This window comes from Muribaculum intestinale, from assembly GCF_002201515.1.
GTDB lineage: Bacteria > Bacteroidota > Bacteroidia > Bacteroidales > Muribaculaceae > Muribaculum > Muribaculum intestinale.
In genome coordinates this window covers 985,135-1,006,694 of record NZ_CP021421.1, presented here as the reverse complement: position 1 = coordinate 1,006,694, position 21,560 = coordinate 985,135, and the positions used below count along the sequence as shown (strand labels likewise).

General features: G+C 54.5%; 22 protein-coding genes. 15 read left to right on the top strand and 7 right to left on the bottom strand.

Annotation, left to right across the window (positions count from 1 at the left end; translation table 11 throughout):
• Window positions 1–48: 48 nt before the first annotated feature.
• Together ADH68_RS04170 and ADH68_RS04165 are read left to right on the top strand one after the other, a co-directional pair.
• On the top strand, window positions 49–1,095 hold the full coding sequence (locus ADH68_RS04170) for a C45 family peptidase (protein WP_068961914.1): 1,047 nt from the start codon (window positions 49–51) through the stop codon (window positions 1,093–1,095).
• A 58-nt stretch (window positions 1,096–1,153) separates the two neighbouring features.
• Complete coding sequence (locus tag ADH68_RS04165) at window positions 1,154–1,531, top strand: DMT family protein (protein WP_068961915.1); 378 nt, start codon at window positions 1,154–1,156, stop codon at window positions 1,529–1,531.
• A 268-nt stretch (window positions 1,532–1,799) separates the two neighbouring features.
• On the opposite strand, the gene ADH68_RS04160 is transcribed toward ADH68_RS04165, so the two are convergent.
• From ADH68_RS04160 to ADH68_RS04150, 3 genes are all read right to left on the bottom strand, one after another.
• On the bottom strand, window positions 1,800–2,528 hold the full coding sequence (locus ADH68_RS04160; RefSeq protein ID WP_084274186.1) for a GIN domain-containing protein: 729 nt from the start codon (window positions 2,526–2,528) through the stop codon (window positions 1,800–1,802).
• 5 nt (window positions 2,529–2,533) lie between these two features.
• Window positions 2,534–3,523 (bottom strand): tRNA dihydrouridine synthase DusB, encoded by a 990-nt coding sequence (gene dusB, locus ADH68_RS04155; protein WP_068961917.1) that lies wholly within the window; start codon window positions 3,521–3,523, stop codon window positions 2,534–2,536.
• Window positions 3,524–3,648: 125 nt separating this feature from the next.
• The gene (locus ADH68_RS04150) at window positions 3,649–4,884 is read right to left on the bottom strand and encodes a M16 family metallopeptidase (RefSeq protein WP_068962179.1); all 1,236 of its coding nucleotides are present in this window, start codon (window positions 4,882–4,884) and stop codon (window positions 3,649–3,651) included.
• Window positions 4,885–5,704: 820 nt separating this feature from the next.
• Between ADH68_RS04150 and rplS the strand changes: the two genes are divergently transcribed.
• On the top strand, window positions 5,705–6,058 hold the full coding sequence (rplS, locus tag ADH68_RS04145) for a 50S ribosomal protein L19 (protein WP_068961918.1): 354 nt from the start codon (window positions 5,705–5,707) through the stop codon (window positions 6,056–6,058).
• Between the two features lie 95 nt (window positions 6,059–6,153).
• Here the strand turns inward: rplS and ADH68_RS04140 are convergent, their stop codons facing one another.
• The 3 genes from ADH68_RS04140 to ADH68_RS04135 all read right to left on the bottom strand — a co-directional run bounded on the left by ADH68_RS04140 (window position 6,154) and on the right by ADH68_RS04135 (window position 7,135).
• On the bottom strand, window positions 6,154–6,438 hold the full coding sequence (locus ADH68_RS04140; protein ID WP_068961919.1) for a hypothetical protein: 285 nt from the start codon (window positions 6,436–6,438) through the stop codon (window positions 6,154–6,156).
• Between the two features lie 21 nt (window positions 6,439–6,459).
• Window positions 6,460–6,624, bottom strand: a complete 165-nt coding sequence (locus ADH68_RS13900) for a hypothetical protein (RefSeq protein ID WP_157517409.1) — start codon at window positions 6,622–6,624, stop codon at window positions 6,460–6,462.
• A gap of 127 nt (window positions 6,625–6,751) precedes the next feature.
• A complete protein-coding gene (locus tag ADH68_RS04135) occupies window positions 6,752–7,135 on the bottom strand; it encodes an START-like domain-containing protein (RefSeq protein WP_068961920.1) in 384 nt (127 codons plus the stop codon).
• A 138-nt stretch (window positions 7,136–7,273) separates the two neighbouring features.
• Between ADH68_RS04135 and ADH68_RS04130 the strand changes: the two genes are divergently transcribed.
• From ADH68_RS04130 to ADH68_RS04115, 4 genes are all read left to right on the top strand, one after another.
• Window positions 7,274–7,828, top strand: coding sequence for a DJ-1 family glyoxalase III (locus tag ADH68_RS04130; RefSeq protein WP_068961921.1), 555 nt, complete (start codon window positions 7,274–7,276; stop codon window positions 7,826–7,828).
• Between the two features lie 251 nt (window positions 7,829–8,079).
• Entirely contained in the window at window positions 8,080–9,063 is a 984-nt protein-coding gene (locus tag ADH68_RS04125) for an IS30 family transposase (RefSeq protein WP_068960594.1), read from the top strand.
• A 129-nt stretch (window positions 9,064–9,192) separates the two neighbouring features.
• A complete protein-coding gene (locus ADH68_RS04120; protein WP_068961922.1) occupies window positions 9,193–10,275 on the top strand; it encodes an SGNH/GDSL hydrolase family protein in 1,083 nt (360 codons plus the stop codon).
• Window positions 10,276–10,377: 102 nt separating this feature from the next.
• Window positions 10,378–11,307, top strand: a complete 930-nt coding sequence (locus ADH68_RS04115; RefSeq protein ID WP_068961923.1) for a hypothetical protein — start codon at window positions 10,378–10,380, stop codon at window positions 11,305–11,307.
• Between the two features lie 39 nt (window positions 11,308–11,346).
• Here the strand turns inward: ADH68_RS04115 and ADH68_RS04110 are convergent, their stop codons facing one another.
• On the bottom strand, window positions 11,347–12,093 hold the full coding sequence (locus tag ADH68_RS04110) for a hypothetical protein (protein WP_068961924.1): 747 nt from the start codon (window positions 12,091–12,093) through the stop codon (window positions 11,347–11,349).
• Between the two features lie 155 nt (window positions 12,094–12,248).
• Between ADH68_RS04110 and ADH68_RS04105 the strand changes: the two genes are divergently transcribed.
• The 8 genes from ADH68_RS04105 to xylA all read left to right on the top strand — a co-directional run bounded on the left by ADH68_RS04105 (window position 12,249) and on the right by xylA (window position 21,540).
• On the top strand, window positions 12,249–12,791 hold the full coding sequence (locus tag ADH68_RS04105; RefSeq protein WP_068961925.1) for a helix-turn-helix domain-containing protein: 543 nt from the start codon (window positions 12,249–12,251) through the stop codon (window positions 12,789–12,791).
• Window positions 12,792–12,833: 42 nt separating this feature from the next.
• Complete coding sequence (locus ADH68_RS04100; RefSeq protein WP_068961926.1) at window positions 12,834–14,504, top strand: AMP-binding protein; 1,671 nt, start codon at window positions 12,834–12,836, stop codon at window positions 14,502–14,504.
• A gap of 20 nt (window positions 14,505–14,524) precedes the next feature.
• Window positions 14,525–15,637: a glutamate 5-kinase gene (proB, locus tag ADH68_RS04095; RefSeq protein ID WP_068961927.1), complete on the top strand. Its 1,113-nt coding sequence runs from the start codon at window positions 14,525–14,527 to the stop codon at window positions 15,635–15,637.
• Between the two features lie 89 nt (window positions 15,638–15,726).
• Window positions 15,727–16,296 (top strand): hypothetical protein, encoded by a 570-nt coding sequence (locus tag ADH68_RS04090; protein WP_123611446.1) that lies wholly within the window; start codon window positions 15,727–15,729, stop codon window positions 16,294–16,296.
• Between the two features lie 16 nt (window positions 16,297–16,312).
• Window positions 16,313–17,560 carry a glutamate-5-semialdehyde dehydrogenase gene (locus tag ADH68_RS04085; RefSeq protein ID WP_068961929.1) on the top strand — a complete coding sequence of 416 codons (1,248 nt, stop codon included), beginning with the start codon at window positions 16,313–16,315 and terminating at the stop codon, window positions 17,558–17,560.
• Window positions 17,561–17,847: 287 nt separating this feature from the next.
• Window positions 17,848–18,576, top strand: coding sequence for an NUDIX hydrolase (locus ADH68_RS04080; RefSeq protein ID WP_068962180.1), 729 nt, complete (start codon window positions 17,848–17,850; stop codon window positions 18,574–18,576).
• Window positions 18,577–18,684: 108 nt separating this feature from the next.
• Window positions 18,685–20,187: a xylulokinase gene (locus ADH68_RS04075; protein WP_068961930.1), complete on the top strand. Its 1,503-nt coding sequence runs from the start codon at window positions 18,685–18,687 to the stop codon at window positions 20,185–20,187.
• Window positions 20,188–20,223: 36 nt separating this feature from the next.
• Window positions 20,224–21,540, top strand: a complete 1,317-nt coding sequence (gene xylA, locus ADH68_RS04070; protein WP_068961931.1) for a xylose isomerase — start codon at window positions 20,224–20,226, stop codon at window positions 21,538–21,540.
• Window positions 21,541–21,560: the final 20 nt, after the last annotated feature.

Here is a 21,560-nt window from a genome sequence, read left to right as displayed (position 1 = left end):
GAGCACAAATTTAGTCAAATCCCGTGTGAGATGCGTAACTTTGCATCCATGAAATTGTCTCATGGTATAATTGCGGCAGTGTTGGCTGTCATGTGCGGGGCGTCGGCCATAATGGCTTGTACGAGTGCTATAATAGGCGCCGGCTGCAGCGCGTCGGGACGTATGCTGCTGTGGAAGCACCGCGATACGGGTACTGAGCATAGTTTTGTCGCGAAGGTCGAGCCTGCGGGAGGCCTGGAGTATGTGGCTCTGTTCAACGGGGGTGACTCTCTGTTGCGGGAGGCATGGGTCGGTGTCAACGAGGCCGGTTTTGCCGTAATGAATACCGCCAGCTATAATCTGGCTCCTGACACAGCGCTTGTGCGCGACCGCGAGGGTATCGTGATGTCTCAGGCTCTCGGCACATGCAGGAGTGTGGCCGATTTCGACAGTCTGTTGCGCTCGCTTCCGCGGCCTATGGGTGTACAGGCCAATTTCGGTGTGGCCGACGGTATGGGCAACGGTGCGTATTTCGAGACATGGGACACCGGTTTCCGCCGGATAGACCTCGCGGGACCGGATACTCTGCTGGTACGTACCAACTACAGTCATAGCGGAGAGAAGGACGGTGGATTCGGATATATACGCGAGTGTTCGGCCCTCTCGCTTCTTGAGCCGATGGCAGTGTCGCACAGTGCCACTCCACGGGCTATTTTCGATTCGGTATCATGCAGTTTCTACCATTCGCTGATGGGTTATGACCCTGTAGCCGCCGACACGTGTGCGGTATGGCTTGTCGACCAGGACTTCATACCTCGGTATTCGACCGGGGCGAGCATTATTGTCGAGCTGCCTGCACCGGGCGATGACCCGCGCAGTGCGGTAATGTGGACTGCGCTTGGGTATCCTCCGTGTGCCGAGCTTATGCGCGTGAGTGTCGACTCTATCCCCGGGGGATTGAGTGCCGAGGGGGAGTTGTACCGTTCGCCGGTTTGCGACCGTGCGGTTGAGGCCAAGCACCGTGTTTTCCCTATAGAGCGAGGCTCGGGGAGGCATTACATATATCTTCCGGAGCTACGGCGCATGCTTGAGGAGAAAAGGGAGACGAAGCGGTAGCCTCCCGACTCGTATTTGACAAATCCACTCATTTATAAAATAATACATACTGAAAGTAATGAAACCGGCGATTGTAACAGTGATTCTACTGATTATCTCCAATGTGTTTATGACCCTTGCATGGTACGGGCATCTCAAACTCCAGTCGAGCGGGGTGTCGAGCAACTGGCCTCTGTATGCGGTGATACTGATAAGCTGGGGCATAGCTCTTGTAGAGTATGTGTTTATGATTCCGGCCAACCGTATAGGCTTCGACGGCAACGGTGGCCCGTATTCTTTGGTTCAGCTGAAGGTGATGCAGGAGTGTATAACTCTGGTGGTGTTTACAGTGTTCACGATGATAGCGTTCAAAGGCACTCACTTCGGATGGAATCATATTCTGGCGTTCGTGCTGCTGATTGGCGCTGTGTATCTTGTGTTTATGGACAACAAGTAGCGCGCATCATTGAGGTTGCTGCGATGTCCGGAGGCTTTTCCGGTGCCGGATGGATACAGAATAGGGATGCCGCACGGCATCCCTATCTTTATGCCTGAAAAAAAGTGAATCACAGGCAATCCAAATATCCATAAACAGATAGAAAAGATAAAGGAGTATGTCTTTTTTAAGATACTGTTCAGGTATACGAACCGCGCATGCCTGAGTTACAGTATGCAAAGTTATAGTAAAAATATCAAATGGGGTATATTATTAAAGAAAAATTTCGTTAATCGGGCTGATTTTCTTCAATAGCAAGGACTTTCACTCCGATAGAGCGATTCTTGATTTTCGGGGAACCCTTGTAATATACTTTTCCGGAACTTGCTCCGCTTACAGTAAGTTCGGCAGTGGGCGCGCACTGTACGTATCCTGTGCCGAGCATTGAGCATTTCACGTCGACAGCCGTCACTTCCTCGGCCTGAATCGAGCCTGTGCCGATGAGGCTGTATTTTGCTTTGGCGGCGCTTCCGGAGATTGCCATTACGCCGTTTCCGGTTTCGAGCGAGGCGTCAAGATAGTTTGTGTCGATATTGCGTATCGAAATCTGTCCGTTTCCGATAAGGCGTGCGCGGAACGATGGTGTAGGCTCTACAGTAGCGACTCTTACGAGCGAATCACCGGAGTTCTCTACCTTGGTGAGGAACCGCGAGTATACGGTTACGAGCGGCAGCCCTGTGTGGTTGATTCCGTCGGTTGAGAGTTGTATCTCGAGAGTCTGCTTATTGTTGGAGAACATCAGCAGGGAGGCCATCTCCGGAGTTGTGGTAAACCTGGCAAATCCGGCAGAGTCGGCGCTTGCCCGATATTCAACGGTCACGCCTTCCACTACTTTGAGTGCTGTGAAGTCGTTGACCGCGATTTCGTATTTTCTTACTGAATTGTCAATCGGTTCGGCTGCAAAAAGCGATGATGCGGCCATGGCCGTAGCCATGCATGCGAGTAAAAACTTTCTCATAAGTGTCAATCGTTAGTCGACAGGATGTCGGTTTCAATATGGTTGAGTATGGCGTCGAGCTCGGGCCATGTGTCGGCTCTCAGCATTGCTATACGGGTTTCTCTGAAGTTGGGTATCCCTTTGAACAGCGGTGATGCCGCCAGGTGGCGGCGAATGTGGAGAATGCCGCGATGCTCGTCGATGTTGGCTATACTTTCGGTAATCTGTCGGCGTAGCAGTCGGAATTTTGCGGTGTTGGAGAGTGGTTGCGGCGGTAGACCCTTGAGCTCGCGTGACACATCGTTGAATATCCATGGCGCTCCGATTGATGCTCGTCCGATCATTACTCCGTCGACTCCGTAGCGGTCAAAAGCCTCTATGGCGCGTTGCGGAGTGGTTATGTCGCCGTTGCCAATCAGCGGTATGGTGAGGCGTGGATTGTCTTTCACGCGTGCTATCATCTCCCAATCGGCCTGTCCGGTGTACATCTGTGAGCGTGTGCGGCCATGTACCGTCAGGGCCTGTATGCCGCAGTCCTGCAGCTGCTCGGCGAGATCGACGATTATGCGCGAGTCGTGGTCCCATCCCAGTCGGGTCTTTACCGTGACGGGAATTTTTACAGCTTTTACTACGGCTTTGGTAATCTCAAGCATTTTGGGGATATCGCGCAACATGCCGGCTCCGGCTCCTTTTCCGGCCACTTTCTTTACCGGGCATCCGAAGTTTATGTCGAGCAGGTCGGGGCCTGCCTCTTCGACTATTCTGGCGGCTTCGACCATGGGGTCTGTCTCGCGGCCATAAATCTGTATGGCGGTAGGGCGTTCGCGTGAGTCGATGTGGAGTTTTCGTGTAGTGGCGCTTATATTGCGTATGAGCGCGTCGGCGCTGACAAATTCGGTGTACACCATATCGGCGCCCAACTCTTTGCATATAAGCCTGAAAGAGTGGTCGGTGACATCCTCCATTGGAGCAAGCATTACCGGGCGCGGTCCGAGGTCGATGTTTCCTATCTTCATGGATGCGAAGTTACGAATTTTCGAGTGAATACCGTCCGGGGCATTCCCAAAGGAGTGTGGAAAATTGCTAAAAAGTGTAGAGATGCGTGAATAATGCTATAAAATAGTCATTGCCGGGCAGTGCGTCATCCGAAAGTGAGTATCGAGCATCGGTCGGACACTATTGCTTCGGCGGCCATGCGCAGGTGTTCGGGAGTGAGCGACATTATTCTATCGATTATTTCGCTGCGTGTTGCCACATGTCCGTTGAATAGAAGCGCACGTCCGGTCGATAGTGCCATCTGCTCGCGGTTTTCAGCGGCGACGATGGTCTGGCCGATGTATTGCTTTTTAGCGGCCGAGAGTGTGCGCTCCTTCATCGGAGAGTCGGCGAGATGTGTCAGTGTGTCGGAGATAATGCGGCGGCATGGTTTCACATGCTCGCGGTCGCATCCGAAGTATATGGTCATCTCGCCGCAGTCGGTAAACAGTGAGGTATAGGCGTCGACCGAATATACATAGCCCCGTCGTTCGCGCAGGGCCACGTTGAGTAGCGAGTTCATGCACGGGCCGCCTATTATATTGGTGAGCAGGGAGTATGCGCGGTTTTTGTCGGCAAACATGCCCGGGATGCGTGCACCGATTACGGTATGTGCCTGATGGGTGTGCAGGTCGCGGTATATGTCGAATGGTTCTACCTCCGGAGGGACGACTCTGTCAACGTGTGTGTCGGGATGGCTGAAATGTCCCATATATCGCTCGGCTGTAGCCACGACCCGTTTGGGTGTTGCCGGGCCCATGTAGAAGAATACCATGTTGCCCGGGGTGTAATATCTGTCGAGAAAATCTCGGCATGTTGCCGAGGTGAATGTCTTTATTGTCTTTTCGTTGCCGAGTATATTGTGGCCGAGTCCGGAGCCGGCAAACAGCAGTTCGTTGAAGTCGTCGAATATAGCTTCGGCCGGTGAGTCGAGATAGGAGTCGACCTCGTCGAGCACAACTTCGCGTTCGCGGTCGATTTCGGCTTCGGGGAATCGACTCCGGCTTACGAGGTCGGCTATGAGTTCGACAGCACGCGCGAGGTTCCCCGCCGGGAATGAGGAGTAGATGGTTGTTGCTTCCTCGGATGTGAATGCGTTTAGTTCGCCTCCTACCGATTCCATGCGGTTGATAATGTGCCATGAACGGCGGCGGTCGGTGCCTTTGAATATGGTGTGTTCCACAAAGTGGGCGAGTCCGAACTGTTCGGGTTGTTCGTTGCGGCTTCCTGCCATCACACACAATCCGCAGCACTCGACTCTGGAGTCGCAGTAGCGGTGTACTACTCTGAGACGGTTGCTTAGAGTATGATAGGTAATCGGATTAGAACAGTTCTGTGCCATATAGATAGATTTAGAATTGGATTTTACGGAATTTTCGGCCATGGTGAAGGGTATGTCATAGTCTATGAATCCGTAGCCTTTGGGTAGGTAGCAAAAAAAAATTACTCGTCATCACGACGAATAATCTTCTTACCTTAAATCTAATACCATGAAAAACTGATGCAAAGTTAATATTTAGTTTTTATTTGGCAAAAATGTTGATGGGAAAATTCAAGTATTTAACAAAAATTAAGTGAAATAATTGTAGAGGTTGTGTGTAAAGTGTTGATTAGTAGTGTTTCCTTTGAGTGTGGTGTCTATGCGTCGGAGTTGCAGCTGCCCGAGTATCCCTACGATGGTGCGGGCAATGTCCTGTCCACAAAAATATGTGGACAATTGTGGACACGGTCCCGGGGGAGTCGCCGGGCTACGCCGGGCACAAACGTGATGATGCCCTTGTTGACCTATGGCTGCGAACCGCTAACGCGGCTCTTACCATAGGCTAACATTGTGGACGCTCCCATTGGGGCTATACGCTGACGCGTGGAGCTGTAAGCGCAACGACAATGCCGGCGAAGGTGTGTGCGTTGAGGAGGGGCCGTATCCCACCGATATGCCCGGCGACAATATGCCATGTCGGGCTACGCCACACCGACACAATATCCCCTGACTATGCACGCGCGGGCATAGTCGGGCGTGTAAGCGCCGAAAAATGTGTGGAAAAACTTTGCCAGTCAGCGGATTATTGCTACCTTTGCAGCGTTTTAGCGCAATCTCTGGCGGTACAAGCAGCCCGTTATATTGCGTAATATCTACATTATTAATTCATTACGAACTAAAAATGGACTTAATCAAAGTAGCCGAAGAGGCATTTGCCACCGGCAAGCAGCATCCCGAGTTTGGTCCCGGCGACACCATCACCGTGGCTTACCGTATCAAAGAGGGTAACAAAGAGCGTATCCAGCAGTATCGCGGCGTAGTTATCCGCATCTCGGGCGAAGGCAACAAGAAGCGCTTCACCGTGCGCAAGATGAGCGACAACATCGGTGTAGAGCGTATCTTCCCCATCGAGTCGCCTTTCATCGACTCAATTGTTGTCAACAAGTACGGCAAGGTACGTCGTGCCAAACTTTACTATCTCCGTGGTCTTACAGGCAAGAAAGCCCGTATCAAAGAGCGTCGCGTAGTGAAGTAATCGCAGTTGACACTGCAAAACGCATCAAAGCCCCGCAGCCATATCGACATATGGAAAGCGGGGCTTCGTTGTATTCTCTCATATGGCGGGGACGCTCACTCGTCGGTGATATCGTCATCGTAGTTGCGCTTTGGCGAGGCGATGGTGAGCACCCACAGGAACAGCGCACACACCACTGCCGACGCCACCAGCGACAGTACTTCGGTATTGGTGTTGCCGGTGCCGAACAATATAAGAAACAGGAATCCACCAAGCAGAGCGCCACATATGCTTACGCATATCGCAAGTGTGAGATTCCGGATTCTTGAAATCAGTTTTCCTACCATGAAACCTCCGATTATGCCAATCAGAGCCCATGCAATCCACAGACTTGCTCCCATAGCTTTTTTTGGTTAAACGGTCTATGCCTGCCAGAACTCAAAAATGGTGAGCCACAGCAACAGTAAAATCACAAGGACACTCACTCCAATCCACATCCATAATAGGGAGGAACTGTAGCGGCGGTGGAGCAGACGACGGTCGTACTCCTCCTGGCGGTCGAGCCTTCGTTGTTGACGATTTTCCATAATTTCCTTTTTGCAAATAAATAGCTGATATCGGGAATTTTTCCCCGACTGTTGTTAAAACAATAAAGGAGCGTGTATGGTTCTCCGGCATGCGACAGCAATGTGTATCAGTGGCGGTGGAGCGATATCAGCATCCGAGGGTGATGCGGAGGTTCTCGAGCTGTGATATCCACAGGTCGCGCGCGTCGTCTAACTCGGAAGAGAGGGCAAAGTCGGTGACAAGGAGCGAGGTAGAGTCGGTCATCTCGCCCGACAGTATCTTGAACTCGAAATAGTGGCGCAGTGAGTCGCCGTGCCAGCGGAGTCTCAGCGACGATTCCGTGCGCTGTGCCACGATAGCGGCTGTTTGTTCGGCGCCGTCGTCCCAACGGAATGTGAAACGCTTTCCGTGGAGTGTTACCTCGTCGGCAAACCACTCTTTCAGTCCCGACGGAGAGGAGATGTATGTCCACAGCAGAGCCGGAGGTATGCTCTTGAGGTCGAATTCGATTTGAAATTTTGTTTTTTCCATGGGTTAAGACAGATTTATGTTTACACAGTTTACCTATGTGCAAATATATAGGAAGAATATAAATTGTGCAAATAATAAAACATGAGGGGTGAGGGTTACGTTACTTAATTAGTATATAACCAAACAAAACAATCAAGTATGAATACAAGTTATGTTTTTCTTGCCGACGGCTTTGAGGAAGTCGAGGCTTTGACTGTGGTCGACGTGATGCGCCGTGCCGGCATGGAAGTGTCAACAGTATCGATTGCCGACAAGCTCAATGTAAAGGGCGCCCACGGAGTAGAAGTAATGGCTGACAAACTGATTGCAGAGACTGACACCACCGATGCCGAATGGCTGATAGTGCCCGGAGGAATGCCCGGGGCCACCAATCTGGCCGCATGCGACGCGTTAAACGACGCTTTGCAGAAGCATTGGCTCAAGCAGGGCAAGATAGCCTCGATATGTGCGTCGCCCGCCGTGGTGCTCGCTCCGCTCGATATAATAAGAGGGCAGAATGCCACATGTTATCCCTCATTCAAGGCCGACCTTGAGAAGGGTGGCGCCACCTATGTTGACATGCGTGTGGTAGAGAGCGGAAATCTGATTACCTCCAACGGCCCGTCGTCGGCTTTTGTATTCGCTTTTGCGATTGTAGCCGCCAGTATGGGCGAGGATGTGGCCTCGTCGGTGGCCTCGGGAATGCTTGTGTGATTTCCCTGTATATCCCCTACGATATGGGCGCAGTGTCGTTACGGATACTGCGCTCTGAAGATTCCAAATCGAAGTGCAAAACTTTGAGATGGGCATTAGTCATTCTCCTCTCTCCTTCTGGCGAGGGGATGCCCAAGCGGCGGGGGCGGCCTAAACCGCCCCCAAGAGCGAACAGCAGCAGAACATACTGGCAATACAAAATAAAAAGGGAGACCGAAGTCTCCCTGAGATTAACTAATTTTGTATTGCTTATGTACAGACAATTAACCTCGCAGCAAAGGTCGCAAATTTTCGCCTTACTGCAAAGAAAAACTTCGAGAGAAGAAATTGCCCTCATAGTAGGGTGCAGTCAGTCAACGCTTTGTCGTGAACTGAAGCGCAATTCCACAACCAAAGGCCACTATCTGTGGGAAAAGGCTCATGCCAAAGCCCTTGAACGCAGAAAGCGCACCACATCCAACAAGAAGCTCGACAGCGTGTTGGTGTGGCGTATAAAACAGATGATTATTGACCACCAATGGTCACCAGAACAAATTCGTGGCGTGTTGGCCAAGGAAGGTGTTTCCGTATCCATACAGACCATTTACAACATTATAAACGCTGATGAAAGCGGAGAACTGCGCCGTCACCGCAGACATCCCGACTTCCGACGACGACCAAAAGGCGAACGCAAACCCACTAAAGCCACCAACATACCAAACCGCACAAGCATACACGACAGACCGGCCGAGGCCGACGGCAAACGCTTTGGCGATTTTGAGATGGATCTTATTGTTGATGCCTACGGGCACGCGATTCTAGTGCTGCTTGAACGCATGACTGGCTTTGTGATGATGGAGAAACTACCTTACGGAAAAAGAGCCAAGCCATTGTCAAAGACTGTCGTGAGAATGCTGTACGCATACCGTAAATATCTTAAAACCATCACTACTGACAACGGCAGCGAGTTCGCGGCACACCTCGACATAACCGCCGGATTACGCATCAAAGGTCTCGATGATGTGACTGTTTACTTTGCCGACAGCTACTGCTCATGGCAGAAAGGAGCGGTCGAAAACATCAACAAACTCATCCGTCAATACATCCCCAAAAAGTCAAATTTCAATGATTTCACTGACCTATACATCAAGAATGTCGCAAAGAAACTAAACCTCAGACCACGGAAAAAACTCGGTTTTTCAAACCCGAAAACCGAGTTCTTCAAACAAATCGCTAATTTTGCACTTGCCAGTTGAACCTGCGCGGATACTGCGCTCTTTCGTTTTTATCAAGAAAGGGTTTCGTTTAGTTTTGGAGGAGTGCCAAAAAGTTGTATCTTTGCGGAAATAATTAACCAAATTTTTATCATTAAACACTATTAAGCTGTGAAACTCAAGAGTTTTGTGGCGGCTCTACTCCTCATTGCAGCCGCTCTCCCGTCGGCATATGCCGCAAAGAATAAGACAAAGTTTGTACCCGGAAAAGACCTGACGCTTATCGGCAAGGTGATGCCTACCCCCGACCGCTATGCGCGTGTCGATACCGTGAAGTATGACGGATTCACTGACTACCAGCGTCGAAGTCTCAACCAGGAGTCATCCGGACTGGCACTGGTATTCAAGACCAACAGCGATCGCGTGGAGGTAAACTTCGACTATAAGAAACGCCATCATGCCTACAACGGCACGGATGTGGCATCGGCCGGCGCCGACCTTTATATAAAGCGCGACGGCAAGTGGGTATACGCCGGCTCGGGCGTGCCCTCGGCCAAGGGAGAGCCTGTGGCCCTGGTGTCGGCCATGGCTCCCGGCGAGAAGGAGTGTCTGCTCTACATGCCTCTGCGCAGTATCATCGATGAGGTGTATGTGGGTATCAGCCCCGACGCCACCATCACTCCGATGGAAAACCCCTTCAAGCACAAGATTGTATTCTGGGGGTCGAGCTTCACCCACGGCGTGTCGGCCAACCGCTCGGGCATGGCCTATCCGCTGCAGCTGCAGCGCGCCACCGGCCTTGATATCCGTTCGCTGGGCGTGAGCGGTAATTCCAAGCTCCAGCAGAGCTATGCGCGTGTGCTCGCCGACTCCGATGCCGACGCATTTGTGTTCGACGCATTCTCCAATCCTCAGGCTCCCGAAATCAGGGAGAACTTCAACGATTTCGTAAAGACCATCCGCGCCAAGCACCCTGTCACCCCGATTATCTTCCAGCAGACCATATATCGCGGAAGCCGCAATTTCAACACTGACAACGACCAGAAGGAGGCCGCCAAGATGGCCGCCGCCGAAGAGATGGTGCGCAAGGCCATGGAGACCGACCCCAATATCTACATCGTATATCCTGCGGCTGACACCGACGGCTCGACCTGCACCGACAAGACCCACCCCTCTGACATGGGCTACTACAACTGGATGGAGTCGATACGCCAGCCGATACTTGACATCCTCGCCAAATACAACATGAAATAAGAATATGCGATACGCGATATCGTAGCGCAAGCCATTATGGCGGCACCTTTCAGTCGAAGGTGTCGCCATTTTTCGTTACCTTTGCGGAAACAGCAGTTTTCCATGATGATAAATGCAGTGACCCCGCGCGAGTACGGGATGATGTTTCCCTGTCCGCCACATATATTCAACGGCGTCGCATTCACTGAGCACAACCGACATAAGTGTGACGACGGCGACGTGCGCTATCTGTTTGCCGGTGACGGCAAGGTGCGCGGAGGCATAATCCTCGGGCGTCGCGACGGCATGCTCCACTCTCCGTTCTCTGCCCCGTTCGGAGGGCTTACAGTAAACCGCAACCAGTGCTTCGCGGCTGTCGACGGCATGTGGCACGATGTGGTGGAGTATTGCCGGGCGGAGGGACTGGGTCTGCGCGTGACCCTTCCGCCCGAACCGTATGCTCCGGAGCTGACGGTGAAGTCGGTCAGCGCCCTGTCGCGCCTTGGGCTGACGCCGACGCTTGATGTGAGCTATCATCTCGACCTCGGGCGCGGCAGTTTCCGCGACGGAGTAAGCCGCAGTTGCCGCAAACTGCTGAATCAGGCCTCTGGAAACGGACTGTCGGTCGCCAAAGTGGTCCCTGTGCCGGAGAATATACTGAGGGTATATAATATCATCCGCACCAACCATCTGAGCAAGGGGCGCCCTATGTGGATGGAGCCGGACGATGTAATCTCCACCGCAATGCTTGTCAAGGCCGATTTTTTCCTGCTCATGCATGATGGCGCTGATATAGCCGGAGCCATGGTGTATCCTGCGGGCGAGGGGATAGCGCAGGTTGTGTACTGGGGCGATATGCCCGGCTACAGCGAGCTGCGGGCCATGAATCTGCTCGCTGAATATGTGTATGAGTATTATCGCCGGGCGGGGATGCGTCTGCTCGACCTCGGGCCTGCTACCGAGACGGGTGTCCCCAACTATGGCCTCTGTGTGTTCAAGGAGAGCCTCGGCGCAGAGCCGACACTCAAGTACACCATGATGCTTCAGGGCTGAGATACCCCGGAGCCGTGAGTGATGTCTCTGACAGTACAATTACTCAATATAGAGCTTCGGCAGTGCTGTTGAGTCGATTTCTTCTTTTTGCCAGAAGGTGGCGCGGTCGATTGAGTCTTTCTCGACTTTCGAGCCGTGTGAGCCCCATTTGCTGGCTTTCATCTTGCGTGCCTGCTCTTTCTTGGCTTTTTTATCCTGCTTGGGATTCTTGCGGGTTGTAACGCCTACCTGACGCCCCTCTTTCTTGGCCTTGTCGACTTCGGCCACTGTGATTACCTGTGAGAAGTCGGGGATAGCCTTGGGGTGATTTGGGTCGGTGAGGTCGACAGTGATGGGCAGGAAATCGCTCTCGGCCAGGAATTCACCCTTCTTGCCGGGGTCGGAATAGAGCGACAGTTGTGCGTAGATGCGGTATTTGTGTCCGTTGCTGAGATGCAGCTCCCTGACGGGGATAAACAGTTCGAAGTCGCTTACCTTCATGTCGCGCTCCTCCGGGCGGAAATAGTCGAATGCGGCCACATAGTTGAGTGACGGCGACAGCCGGTACTTGTCGTTTTTGTCGCGTAGGGCCCATCCGCCGGGACGGCTGTAGAATATGGCCTGCACGCCTACCAGGCGTCCTTTGGCATCGGTAAGGTCGAAGTCGACATGCAGCGAGAGGCCTTCCTGGTCATGTTTCATCACTCCGGTCTCCACCCATGTGCGGTTGAGGCGTGCGGTTGTAGAGGCTGCGGCAGGTAGGATTGCGACGAAAGATAAAAGTAGAGCAAGTATTGTTGATTTCATAGGTGTGTATTCTGTTTTGTCAGTACAAAGGTACATATAATTTTGGAACGTGGTCAAAACATCTTGCACAATGTATGTGTTTAGCGTGCATATCCGTTCAGTTTTTAGAAAAATTGAGTAACTTTGTGACTCTTTGACGTGAATAAAAGAATGTTATGAACCATATACAAGAAGTGGCGGCGCGTCTGCGCGGACTCCGCGACGCCCTGGAACTTACGGCAGAGGAGATGGCACACCAGTGTGATGTGTCGCCCGAGGTGCTTGCCGCCTATGAGAGCGGCGAGTCGGACGTGCCTGTCAGTTTTCTCCATCGCCTTGCCTCGGCCTACGGGGTGGAACTTACAGCTCTCCTTTTCGGCGAAGAGCCTACGATGAATTCCTATTTTGTCACCCGAGCAGGCAAGGGCGTTAAGGTGGAGCGCACTGCGGCATACAGCTATCAGGATCTTGCCTCCGGATTCCAGAGGAGAATCATGGCGCCGTTTCTTGTGACCATAGAACCAACCGACTCTCCTCTGACTCTGAATGTGCACAGCGGTCAGGAGTTCAACTATGTGCTTGAGGGTGAGATTGAACTTTCGGTAGGCGGACACGTTACACGTATGCGTCCCGGCGACAGCATAATGTTTGATTCTCTTCGCCCCCACGGCCTGCGTGCCATAGGCTCTACGGCAAGGATTATAGCCATAATTTCGTAGTCTGTCGTTGCTCTATATCATCAACCTATTATTTGCTTACACATGCTTGAAAAGTTTTTAGATAAGACCGAATTTGAGTCTTATGAGGATTTTATGGCCAACTTCCATGTCAACGTGCCCGACAACTTCAATTTCGGCTACGATGTGGTTGACGCCTGGGCCGAGAAAGAGCCCGACAAACCGGCTCTGTTATGGACCAACGACAGGGGAGAGAAGATACAGTTCACATTTGCCGACATCAAGCGCGAGAGCGACCGCACGGCATCGTTTTTCCAGTCGCTCGGTATCGGACGCGGCGACATGGTGATGCTGATACTCAAGCGCCACTACCAGTTCTGGTTCTCGATTGTGGCTCTCCACAAGCTCGGGGCCACGGTAATCCCGGCCACCCATCTGCTGACGGAGCATGACATAATATACCGTTGCAACAAGGCCGGCATCAAGGCCATTGTGTCGACCGGTGACGAGGTGGTGCTTGGCCACATACAGCGCTCCATGCCCGAATGCCCTACGGTGGAGGCTCTGATATCCACCGGACCTGTGGTGCCCGAGGGATGGTACGACTTCAACCGGTCGATAGTCGCGGCGGCTCCTTTTGAGCGCCCTGAGACAGCCAACTCCAACGACGACATATCGCTCCTCTACTTCACCTCAGGCACCACCGGCGAGCCCAAGATGGTGGCCCACGATTTCACCTATCCTCTGGGGCATATCATAACCGCCAGCTACTGGCACAATCTTGATGAAGATAGCCTACACCTTACCCTGGCCGACACAGGCTGGGGTAAAGCCGTGTGGGGAAAGCTCTATGGCCAGTGGATAGCCGGGGCCAATGTATTTGTCTACGACTTCGAGAAGTTTGAGCCTGTCGATGTGCTGCGCATGATTCACGACTATGGCATCACCTCGTTCTGCGCGCCCCCTACGGTGTTCCGTTTCCTCATACGCGAGGATATGTCGAAATACAATCTGTCGACCCTGCGCTACTGCACGATTGCCGGCGAAGCGCTCAACCCGAGTGTCTACGAGGAGTGGCTGAGACTTACCGGAATAAAGCTGATGGAAGGGTTCGGCCAGACAGAGACCACTCTTACCGTGGCCACATACCCATGGCTCGAGCCTAAGCCCGGCTCGATGGGCAAGAAGGGCCCGGAATATGACATCGACCTTGTCGACGGGCAGGGTGTACCGGTAGAGGACGGTCAGCAGGGCGAGATTGTGATCCGGCTCCCCGAGGGTGGTCACCGTCCGCTCGGACTGTTCAAGGAATATCTCCACGACCCTCAGCTAACACGCGAGGCCATGCACGACGGACTCTACCATACAGGCGATGTGGCATGGCGCGACGAGGACGGATACTTCTGGTTTGTGGGCCGTATCGACGATGTAATCAAGTCGTCGGGCTACCGTATAGGTCCGTTTGAGGTGGAGAGCGCTCTGATGACCCATCCCGCCGTCGTAGAGTGTGCCATCACCGGTGTGCCCGACGATATACGCGGTCAGGTGGTGAAAGCCACCATCGTGCTGAGCAAAGAGTATGAGAATCGTGCCGGCGACGAGCTGGTCAAGGAGATTCAGAATCATGTAAAGCGCGTCACCGCCCCATACAAATATCCCCGTGTGGTGGAATTCGTGAAGGAACTGCCCAAGACCATCTCCGGAAAGATACGCCGTGTGGAAATACGCCGCGACGACAGCAACAAAAATGACTGAGAAATTGTTGAAATTTACGTATGCCTACACCACGCTTCAAAAGTATTGCCGTAAAAATCGGCAGTAATGTGCTCACACGCCGCGACGGCACCCTCGACGTGACCCGCATGTCGGCTCTTGTCGACCAGATAGCCGAGCTCCACTCGGCGGGGATGCGTGTGGTCATAGTGTCGTCGGGAGCCGTAGCCGCAGGGCGCAGTGAGCTCCGAGGCATCCAGGGGCTTGACTCCGTGTCCTCGCGTCAGTTGTATTCTGCCGTAGGGCAGGCCAAGCTCATCAACCGTTACTACGACCTCTTCAGCGGCCGCGGACTTGCCTGCGGGCAGGTGCTTACCACTAAAGAGAATTTCGCCACACGCCGCCATTACCTCAATCAGAAACATTGCATGGAGGTGATGCTCGACAACGATGTCATACCCGTGGTAAATGAAAACGACACCGTATCGATGACCGAACTGATGTTTACCGACAACGACGAGCTGTCGGGGCTTCTCGCCACGATGATGGGCTGCGAGGCGCTGGTGATTCTCAGCAATGTCGACGGTGTATATACAGGTGACCCTACGTGCCACGACAGCCGGCTCATACCGGTGATAGGGAGCGGATTCGACGCCTCGGGCATGATAAGCGAGAACCGCTCGTCGCTCGGACGCGGAGGCATGGCCACCAAATATCGCACCGCTACCAAACTTGCCTCGGAGGGTGTGGCTGTAATCATAGCCAACGGCAAGCGAGAGGGTGTGCTGACCTCGCTGATGGGTCTCGGCCCAGAGGTGCCGCACACACTCTTCAGTCCGTCGGCCACGCCTGTCACCGGCGTAAAGAAATGGATAGCCCACAGCGAGGACTTCGCCAAGGGTGCCGTGCGTGTCAACCGCGGAGCCGCCGAGGCCCTTCTGTCGCCTGTCGGCACAAGCCTGCTCATGGTGGGTGTCGACGCTGTAGAGGGCGACTTCGAGAAGGACGACATCGTGCAGGTAATCGACCCCGAGGGCAACGTCATAGCCTGGGGACGTGCAGGCCTTGATTCAGTCCATGCACGCGCTGCTATAGGTGGCCGCGGCAGTCGTCCGCTCATCCATTGCGACTACCTGTACATCGACTCTTCGGTGAGGTCGCCCTTCCTCCCCTGAGGCGCATGTCTCATACTCTGAGAGACGTAACCAGCTTCCTGAAAATCACACACATATCTCTATATCTATTGTATCTATTTTTATTTATTATGAGAAAGTTATTCAGACGCACATTGCTCATGGCAATAGTGCTGCTCGCCGGAGCATCGACAGCCGGCGCGCGTGACAAAATGACGGGTGTCAACGGCATACGCTTCGGATGGAAATACGACAAGTGTGTCGAAGCTCTCGGCGACCCTCAGCGCTCCGTCACCACCGACCCCATAAACGAGCAGCGCCAGTACTCCTATGCTCCTGCCTCGTGGGGCACTGTGGCATGGGATAACGGCGTGCTCGACTTCTACAAGGACAAGCTGATGCAGGTAGGCTTCTCCCGCACCACGGCTACACCCGACATGTCGGCTTTCGAGGGGGCACGCAGCCACCTTACCGACCTCTACGGCGAACCTGCTAAGATACGCGACACCGACAACAACCTTCTGTGGCGTGCCGCCGACGGCAATATCGCCATCCTGCAGTATGTGGCGGTAAGCCCTTCGAAGGGTGAAGCCAGGCAGGCGTCGAAAAAATATACCACACTGCTATATTTCATCGACAACAAGGAGGTGGCCAAGAAAGCAAAGAATGCCGAAGGCTACCTGCGCTCTCTGATCGAATAAACAACAAATATACATTATGTCTATAACTTCGCTTTTACAGCACTCGCGCCGGGCATCACGCCAGCTCGCCCTGCGCTCTCCACAGGAAATCGATGATATGCTGCTGCGTGTGGCCGCATCAATCGAACGCAACGCCTCGGCCCTGCTTGAGGCCAATCTGTCCGACATGTCGCGCATGGAGCCAGCCGACCCGCGTGCCGACCGTCTGCTCCTTACCGAGCAGCGCATAGCCGACATTGTGCGCGACATGCGTGCCGTCGCCGCCCTCCCGTCGCCCCTCGGGAGAGAACTCTCGTCGGTGACCCGTCCCAACGGGATGGTGATACGCAAGGTGTCGGTGCCGTTCGGAGTTATAGGTGTAATATATGAGGCGAGGCCCAATGTCACGTTCGACGTGTTTGCCCTCTGCGCCAAGGCCGGAAGCGCCACCGTGCTCAAGGGTGGCCACGAGGCAGCCGACACCAATAGCGCAGCCGTGGATATCATACGCCGCGAGCTTGAGGCCATGGGGTGGGACCCCGATATCGTCACCCTGCTGCCCAACGACCGCCAGGCTACAGCCGAGATGCTCGGAGCGGTAGGTATGATTGACGTGGTGATTCCCCGCGGGTCGCGCCGGCTTATCGACTTTGTGCGCGACACAGCCGCGGTGCCTGTCATAGAGACCGGCGCAGGAGTGTGTCACACCTATGTGCACTCATCGGCCATGCTTGAGAAGGCCCGCGACATAGTGTTCAATGCCAAGACACGCCGTGTCAGCGTATGCAACGCCCTTGACACGCTTGTAGTCGACTCGTCGCGTCTGGCCGACCTTCCGGCCATATGCGCTCCGCTTGCAGAGAAGAATGTCGAGATACATGCCGACCACCGTGCGCTTGAGGCCCTTGCCGGGGCATACCCTGTGGGGCTCCTGCGCGAAGCCTCTCAGGAGGATATGGGATGCGAGTGGATGGACTACAAGATGACCGTGGTGACTGCCGACGGGCTGCGCGACGCAATCGACTTCATCGATGCCCATACCAGCCGCCACAGCGAGTGTATAGTGGCCGAGGATGAGGCTGCCGTGGCTGCATTTCTGCGCGAGGTCGACGCCGCCTGTGTCTACGCCAACGTGTCGACGGCCTTTACCGACGGCGGCCAGTTTGGCTTCGGAGCCGAAATAGGCATATCTACCCAGAAGCTGCACGCACGCGGCCCGATGGGTCTCCCCGAAATCACTACTTACAAGTATCTCGTGACCGGCGACGGCCAGACTCGGTGGTAGACCCCGGAGCCCGTTGATCTCACCCCCGGAGAGGGGCGAATGATATAGCTGAGCGATGGTTAACAATATTTAACTGTCGCTCTCTTTTTGTATATCCCAGCCTTATTGTCGATACGACAATAACTGATTATCAGCTTAATGTGTCATCTACAATATCATCTGCGATGTTATTGTAGATGGTATGAAAACTAAATGTCGGGGAAATAATGTTTTATAACATATAAATATAGTTTTACGATACTTTGCGTTAATGCTAATTTTGCGCTGTAATTAATCATATGACAGCCATGCCGACACAACCAGCAACCACAGCTCCTCTTGCCAACAACCACATATCGGTGGACTGTGTGGTGATGGGCTGGGATGGAGAGCGTCTCAACGTGCTCCTTGTAAGCCGCCACAGCGAGGGCGAGGAGTATCGCGACATGAAGCTCCCCGGCAGTCTGATATACCAGGACGAGGACCTCGACCAGGCCGCCTCAAGGGTGCTGCGCGAGCTTACCGGAGTGGAGAACGCCGGCCTGATGCAGTACAAGGCCTACGGGTCGAAGGACCGCACCCGCGACCCGCGCGATGTAAAATGGCTTGAGCGTGCCCAGCAGGCCCATGTCGAGCGCATAGTCACCATCGCCTACATAGCGCTTGTAAAGATTGACCGCTCCACCACCGGATGCCTCGAAGGGCACAATGCCCTGTGGATGCCACTTGACGGAGTAGGTACCCTGGCCTTTGACCACAACCTTATACTCAGCGAGGCAATCATGCAGATGCGCTCGATGGCTGTAGCCGACCCGGCGCTGCTCTTCGAGCTGTTGCCGCGCAAGTTTACCCTGGCGCAGATGCGCACGCTTTTCGAGATTGTGTTTGGCCGGAAGGTCGATGTGCGCAACTTCCACAAGAAAGTGGCCTCGATGTCCTACGTGGTGCCCCTCGACGAGTACCAGCAGGGCGTGGCCCACCGTGCGGCACGCTTCTACCGGTTTGACCGCAAGGCATACAACCGACAGCGCCGCTGACCCCCGGCACAGACTACAGAACATAGCCGCGACAGAGGCCCCTCGGGCCACCCCACCGGCAATCTATATATCCATAAGCACTTTAAACCATAAAATTACATTACCCATATGTATCTTTTAGGATATGACATAGGCAGTTCTTCAGTGAAGGCTTCCCTCGTAAGCGCCGATACAGGCAAATGCGTAAGCACCGCGTTCTTCCCCAAGACCGAGGCCGAGATTATCTCGGTGCGCACAGGCTGGGCCGAACAGCACCCCTCGGAGTGGTGGAAACACCTGCGCGAGGCCACAGAGGCCATCATGGCCGAGTCGAAGGTCGACCCCCGCGACATATCCGCCATCGGCATTTCCTATCAGATGCACGGGCTGGTATGCATCGACAGCGCATGCAATGTCATACGTCCGGCCATCATATGGTGTGACTCCCGCGGAGTGCCCTACGGCGAAAAGGCATTCGGCGAACTCGGCGCCGACCTCTGTCTGGGCCATCTGCTCAACTCTCCCGGCAACTTCACCGCCACCAAGCTCGCGTGGATCAAGGAGAACGAGCCCGAGCAGTTCGACCGCATATGGAAAATCCTCCTCCCGGGCGACTACATCGCCATGCGTCTCACAGGCCGTGTGGCCACCACCGTGAGCGGCCTCTCGGAGATGATGCTCTGGGACTTCAAGGAGGGTGCTCCCGCTGCCTTCCTGATGGATTACCTCGGATTTCCCGCCGACATACTGCCCGAAATCGTGCCTACATTCTCCGTCCAGGGCACCGTCACAGCCGAGGCTGCCGCCGAACTTGGCCTCGCCGAGGGTATCCCCGTCACATACCGCGCCGGCGACCAGCCCAACAACGCTCTGTCGCTCAATGTATTCAACCCCGGTGAGGTAGCCTCTACCGCAGGCACCTCGGGTGTGGTCTACGGCATAATCGGCGATGTAAGCTACGACCCCCAGTCGCGTGTCAACAACTTCGCCCATGTCAACCACACCACTGCAGAGCCCCGCCTGGGTGTAATGACCTGCATCAGCGGCACAGGCATCCTCAACTCATGGATGAAGCGCAATGTGGCCCCCGAGGGGATAGGCTATGCCGAAATGAACGACGTGGCCTCCCAGGCTCCCATCGGAGCCGAGGGCGTGAGCATACTCCCCTTCGGCAACGGAGCCGAGCGTGTGCTCCGCAACCGTGAGACAGGCTCATCGATACATGGTGTCAACTTCCTGCGCCACAACAAGAGCCACCTTCTGCGCGCCGCCCAGGAGGGCATCGTATTCTCGTTCATGTACGGCATGGAGGTAATGCAGCAGATGGGCATGAAGCTCAACAAGATACACGCCGGCCACGCCAACATGTTCCTCTCGCCTCTCTTCCGCGAGACCCTCGCCGGAGTCAGCGGGGCCACAATCGAGCTGTTCAACACCGACGGTTCGGTCGGAGCGGCCAAGGGCGCCGGAATCGGAGCCGGCATATACCGCGACAACAACGAGGCATTCGCCACACTCGACCGCATCGAGATAATCGAGCCCGTGGCCGCCGACGCCGCAGCCTACGCCGAGGCATATGCCCTGTGGAAGGAGCGCCTCGCCGCAGTCATGGCACAGAACTCTGAAAATTAATCAACATACATATAATCCCAAAATCCATTAAACATTATGGCAACAAAAGAGTATTTTCCCTCGGTAGGCAAAATCGCCTATGAAGGTCCCCAGAGCTACAACCCCATGGCATTCCGCTACTACGACGCAGAGCGCGTGGTGCTCGGCAAGCCCATGAAAGAATGGCTCAAGTTTGCAATGGCATGGTGGCACACACTCTGCGCCGAAGGCGGCGACCAGTTCGGCACAGGCACCAAGAAATTCCCCTGGAACGAGGCTCCCGACGCAATGACAGCCGCCAAGCAGCGCGCCGACGCCGGATTCGAGATTATGCAAAAACTCGGCGTTGAATACTTCTGCTTCCACGACACCGACCTCATCGGCGACCTCACCGATATCGACGACTACGAAGGCCGCATGAACGAAATCGTAGCCTACCTCAAGGAGAAGATGGCCCAGACAGGCATCAAGAACCTCTGGGGCACCGCCAACGTATTCGGCAACGGCCGCTATATGAATGGCGCAGCCACCAACCCCGACTTTGACGTAGTGGCCCGCGCTGCCGTGCAGATTAAGAACGCTATCGACGCCACAATTGCCCTCGGCGGTCAGAACTACGTGTTCTGGGGCGGACGCGAAGGCTACATGAGCCTCCTCAACACCGACCAGAAGCGCGAGAAGGAACACCTGGCCATGATGCTCACAATCGCCCGCGACTATGCCCGCTCAAAAGGCTTCACCGGCACATTCCTCATCGAGCCCAAGCCCATGGAACCCTCCAAGCACCAGTACGACGTTGACACCGAGACCGTAATCGGATTCCTCAAGGCCCACGGACTCGACAAGGACTTCAAAGTCAACATCGAGGTAAACCACGCCACCCTCGCCGGCCACACATTCGAGCATGAGCTCGCTGTAGCTGTCGACAACGGTATGCTCGGCTCTATCGATGCCAACCGCGGCGACTACCAGAATGGCTGGGATACCGACCAGTTCCCCATCGACAACTACGAGCTCACCCAGGCCATGATGCAGATTATCCGCAACGGAGGCCTCGGCAACGGCGGCACAAACTTCGACGCCAAGACACGCCGCAACTCCACCGACCTCGAGGATATCTTCATCGCCCACATCGCAGGCATGGATGCCATGGCCCGCGCCCTCCTCAGCGCAGCCGACGTGCTTGAGAAGTCGCCCTACAAGAAGATGCTCGCCGAGCGCTACGCCAGCTTCGATGCCGGCAAGGGCAAGGAATTCGAGGACGGCAAGCTCACCCTCGAGCAGGTGGTAGAATATGCCCGCACACAGGGCGAGCCCGCCACCACATCAGGCAAACAGGAACTCTACGAGGCAATCGTCAACATGTACGCTTAATGCTCTGCTCCCTGATATAA

Coding starts and splice junctions, on each gene's coding strand:
- ADH68_RS04170 (WP_068961914.1), top strand. CDS start 49: ATGAAATTGTCTCATGGTATAATTGCGGCAGTGTTGGCTGTCATGTGC.
- ADH68_RS04165 (WP_068961915.1), top strand. CDS start 1,154: ATGAAACCGGCGATTGTAACAGTGATTCTACTGATTATCTCCAATGTG.
- ADH68_RS04160 (WP_084274186.1), bottom strand. CDS start 2,528: ATGAGAAAGTTTTTACTCGCATGCATGGCTACGGCCATGGCCGCATCA.
- dusB (WP_068961917.1), bottom strand. CDS start 3,523: ATGAAGATAGGAAACATCGACCTCGGACCGCGCCCGGTAATGCTTGCT.
- ADH68_RS04150 (WP_068962179.1), bottom strand. CDS start 4,884: ATGGCACAGAACTGTTCTAATCCGATTACCTATCATACTCTAAGCAAC.
- rplS (WP_068961918.1), top strand. CDS start 5,705: ATGGACTTAATCAAAGTAGCCGAAGAGGCATTTGCCACCGGCAAGCAG.
- ADH68_RS04140 (WP_068961919.1), bottom strand. CDS start 6,438: ATGGGAGCAAGTCTGTGGATTGCATGGGCTCTGATTGGCATAATCGGA.
- ADH68_RS13900 (WP_157517409.1), bottom strand. CDS start 6,624: ATGGAAAATCGTCAACAACGAAGGCTCGACCGCCAGGAGGAGTACGAC.
- ADH68_RS04135 (WP_068961920.1), bottom strand. CDS start 7,135: ATGGAAAAAACAAAATTTCAAATCGAATTCGACCTCAAGAGCATACCT.
- ADH68_RS04130 (WP_068961921.1), top strand. CDS start 7,274: ATGAATACAAGTTATGTTTTTCTTGCCGACGGCTTTGAGGAAGTCGAG.
- ADH68_RS04125 (WP_068960594.1), top strand. CDS start 8,080: ATGTACAGACAATTAACCTCGCAGCAAAGGTCGCAAATTTTCGCCTTA.
- ADH68_RS04115 (WP_068961923.1), top strand. CDS start 10,378: ATGATGATAAATGCAGTGACCCCGCGCGAGTACGGGATGATGTTTCCC.
- ADH68_RS04110 (WP_068961924.1), bottom strand. CDS start 12,093: ATGAAATCAACAATACTTGCTCTACTTTTATCTTTCGTCGCAATCCTA.
- ADH68_RS04105 (WP_068961925.1), top strand. CDS start 12,249: ATGAACCATATACAAGAAGTGGCGGCGCGTCTGCGCGGACTCCGCGAC.
- ADH68_RS04100 (WP_068961926.1), top strand. CDS start 12,834: ATGCTTGAAAAGTTTTTAGATAAGACCGAATTTGAGTCTTATGAGGAT.
- proB (WP_068961927.1), top strand. CDS start 14,525: ATGCCTACACCACGCTTCAAAAGTATTGCCGTAAAAATCGGCAGTAAT.
- ADH68_RS04090 (WP_123611446.1), top strand. CDS start 15,727: ATGAGAAAGTTATTCAGACGCACATTGCTCATGGCAATAGTGCTGCTC.
- ADH68_RS04085 (WP_068961929.1), top strand. CDS start 16,313: ATGTCTATAACTTCGCTTTTACAGCACTCGCGCCGGGCATCACGCCAG.
- ADH68_RS04080 (WP_068962180.1), top strand. CDS start 17,848: ATGCCGACACAACCAGCAACCACAGCTCCTCTTGCCAACAACCACATA.
- ADH68_RS04075 (WP_068961930.1), top strand. CDS start 18,685: ATGTATCTTTTAGGATATGACATAGGCAGTTCTTCAGTGAAGGCTTCC.
- xylA (WP_068961931.1), top strand. CDS start 20,224: ATGGCAACAAAAGAGTATTTTCCCTCGGTAGGCAAAATCGCCTATGAA.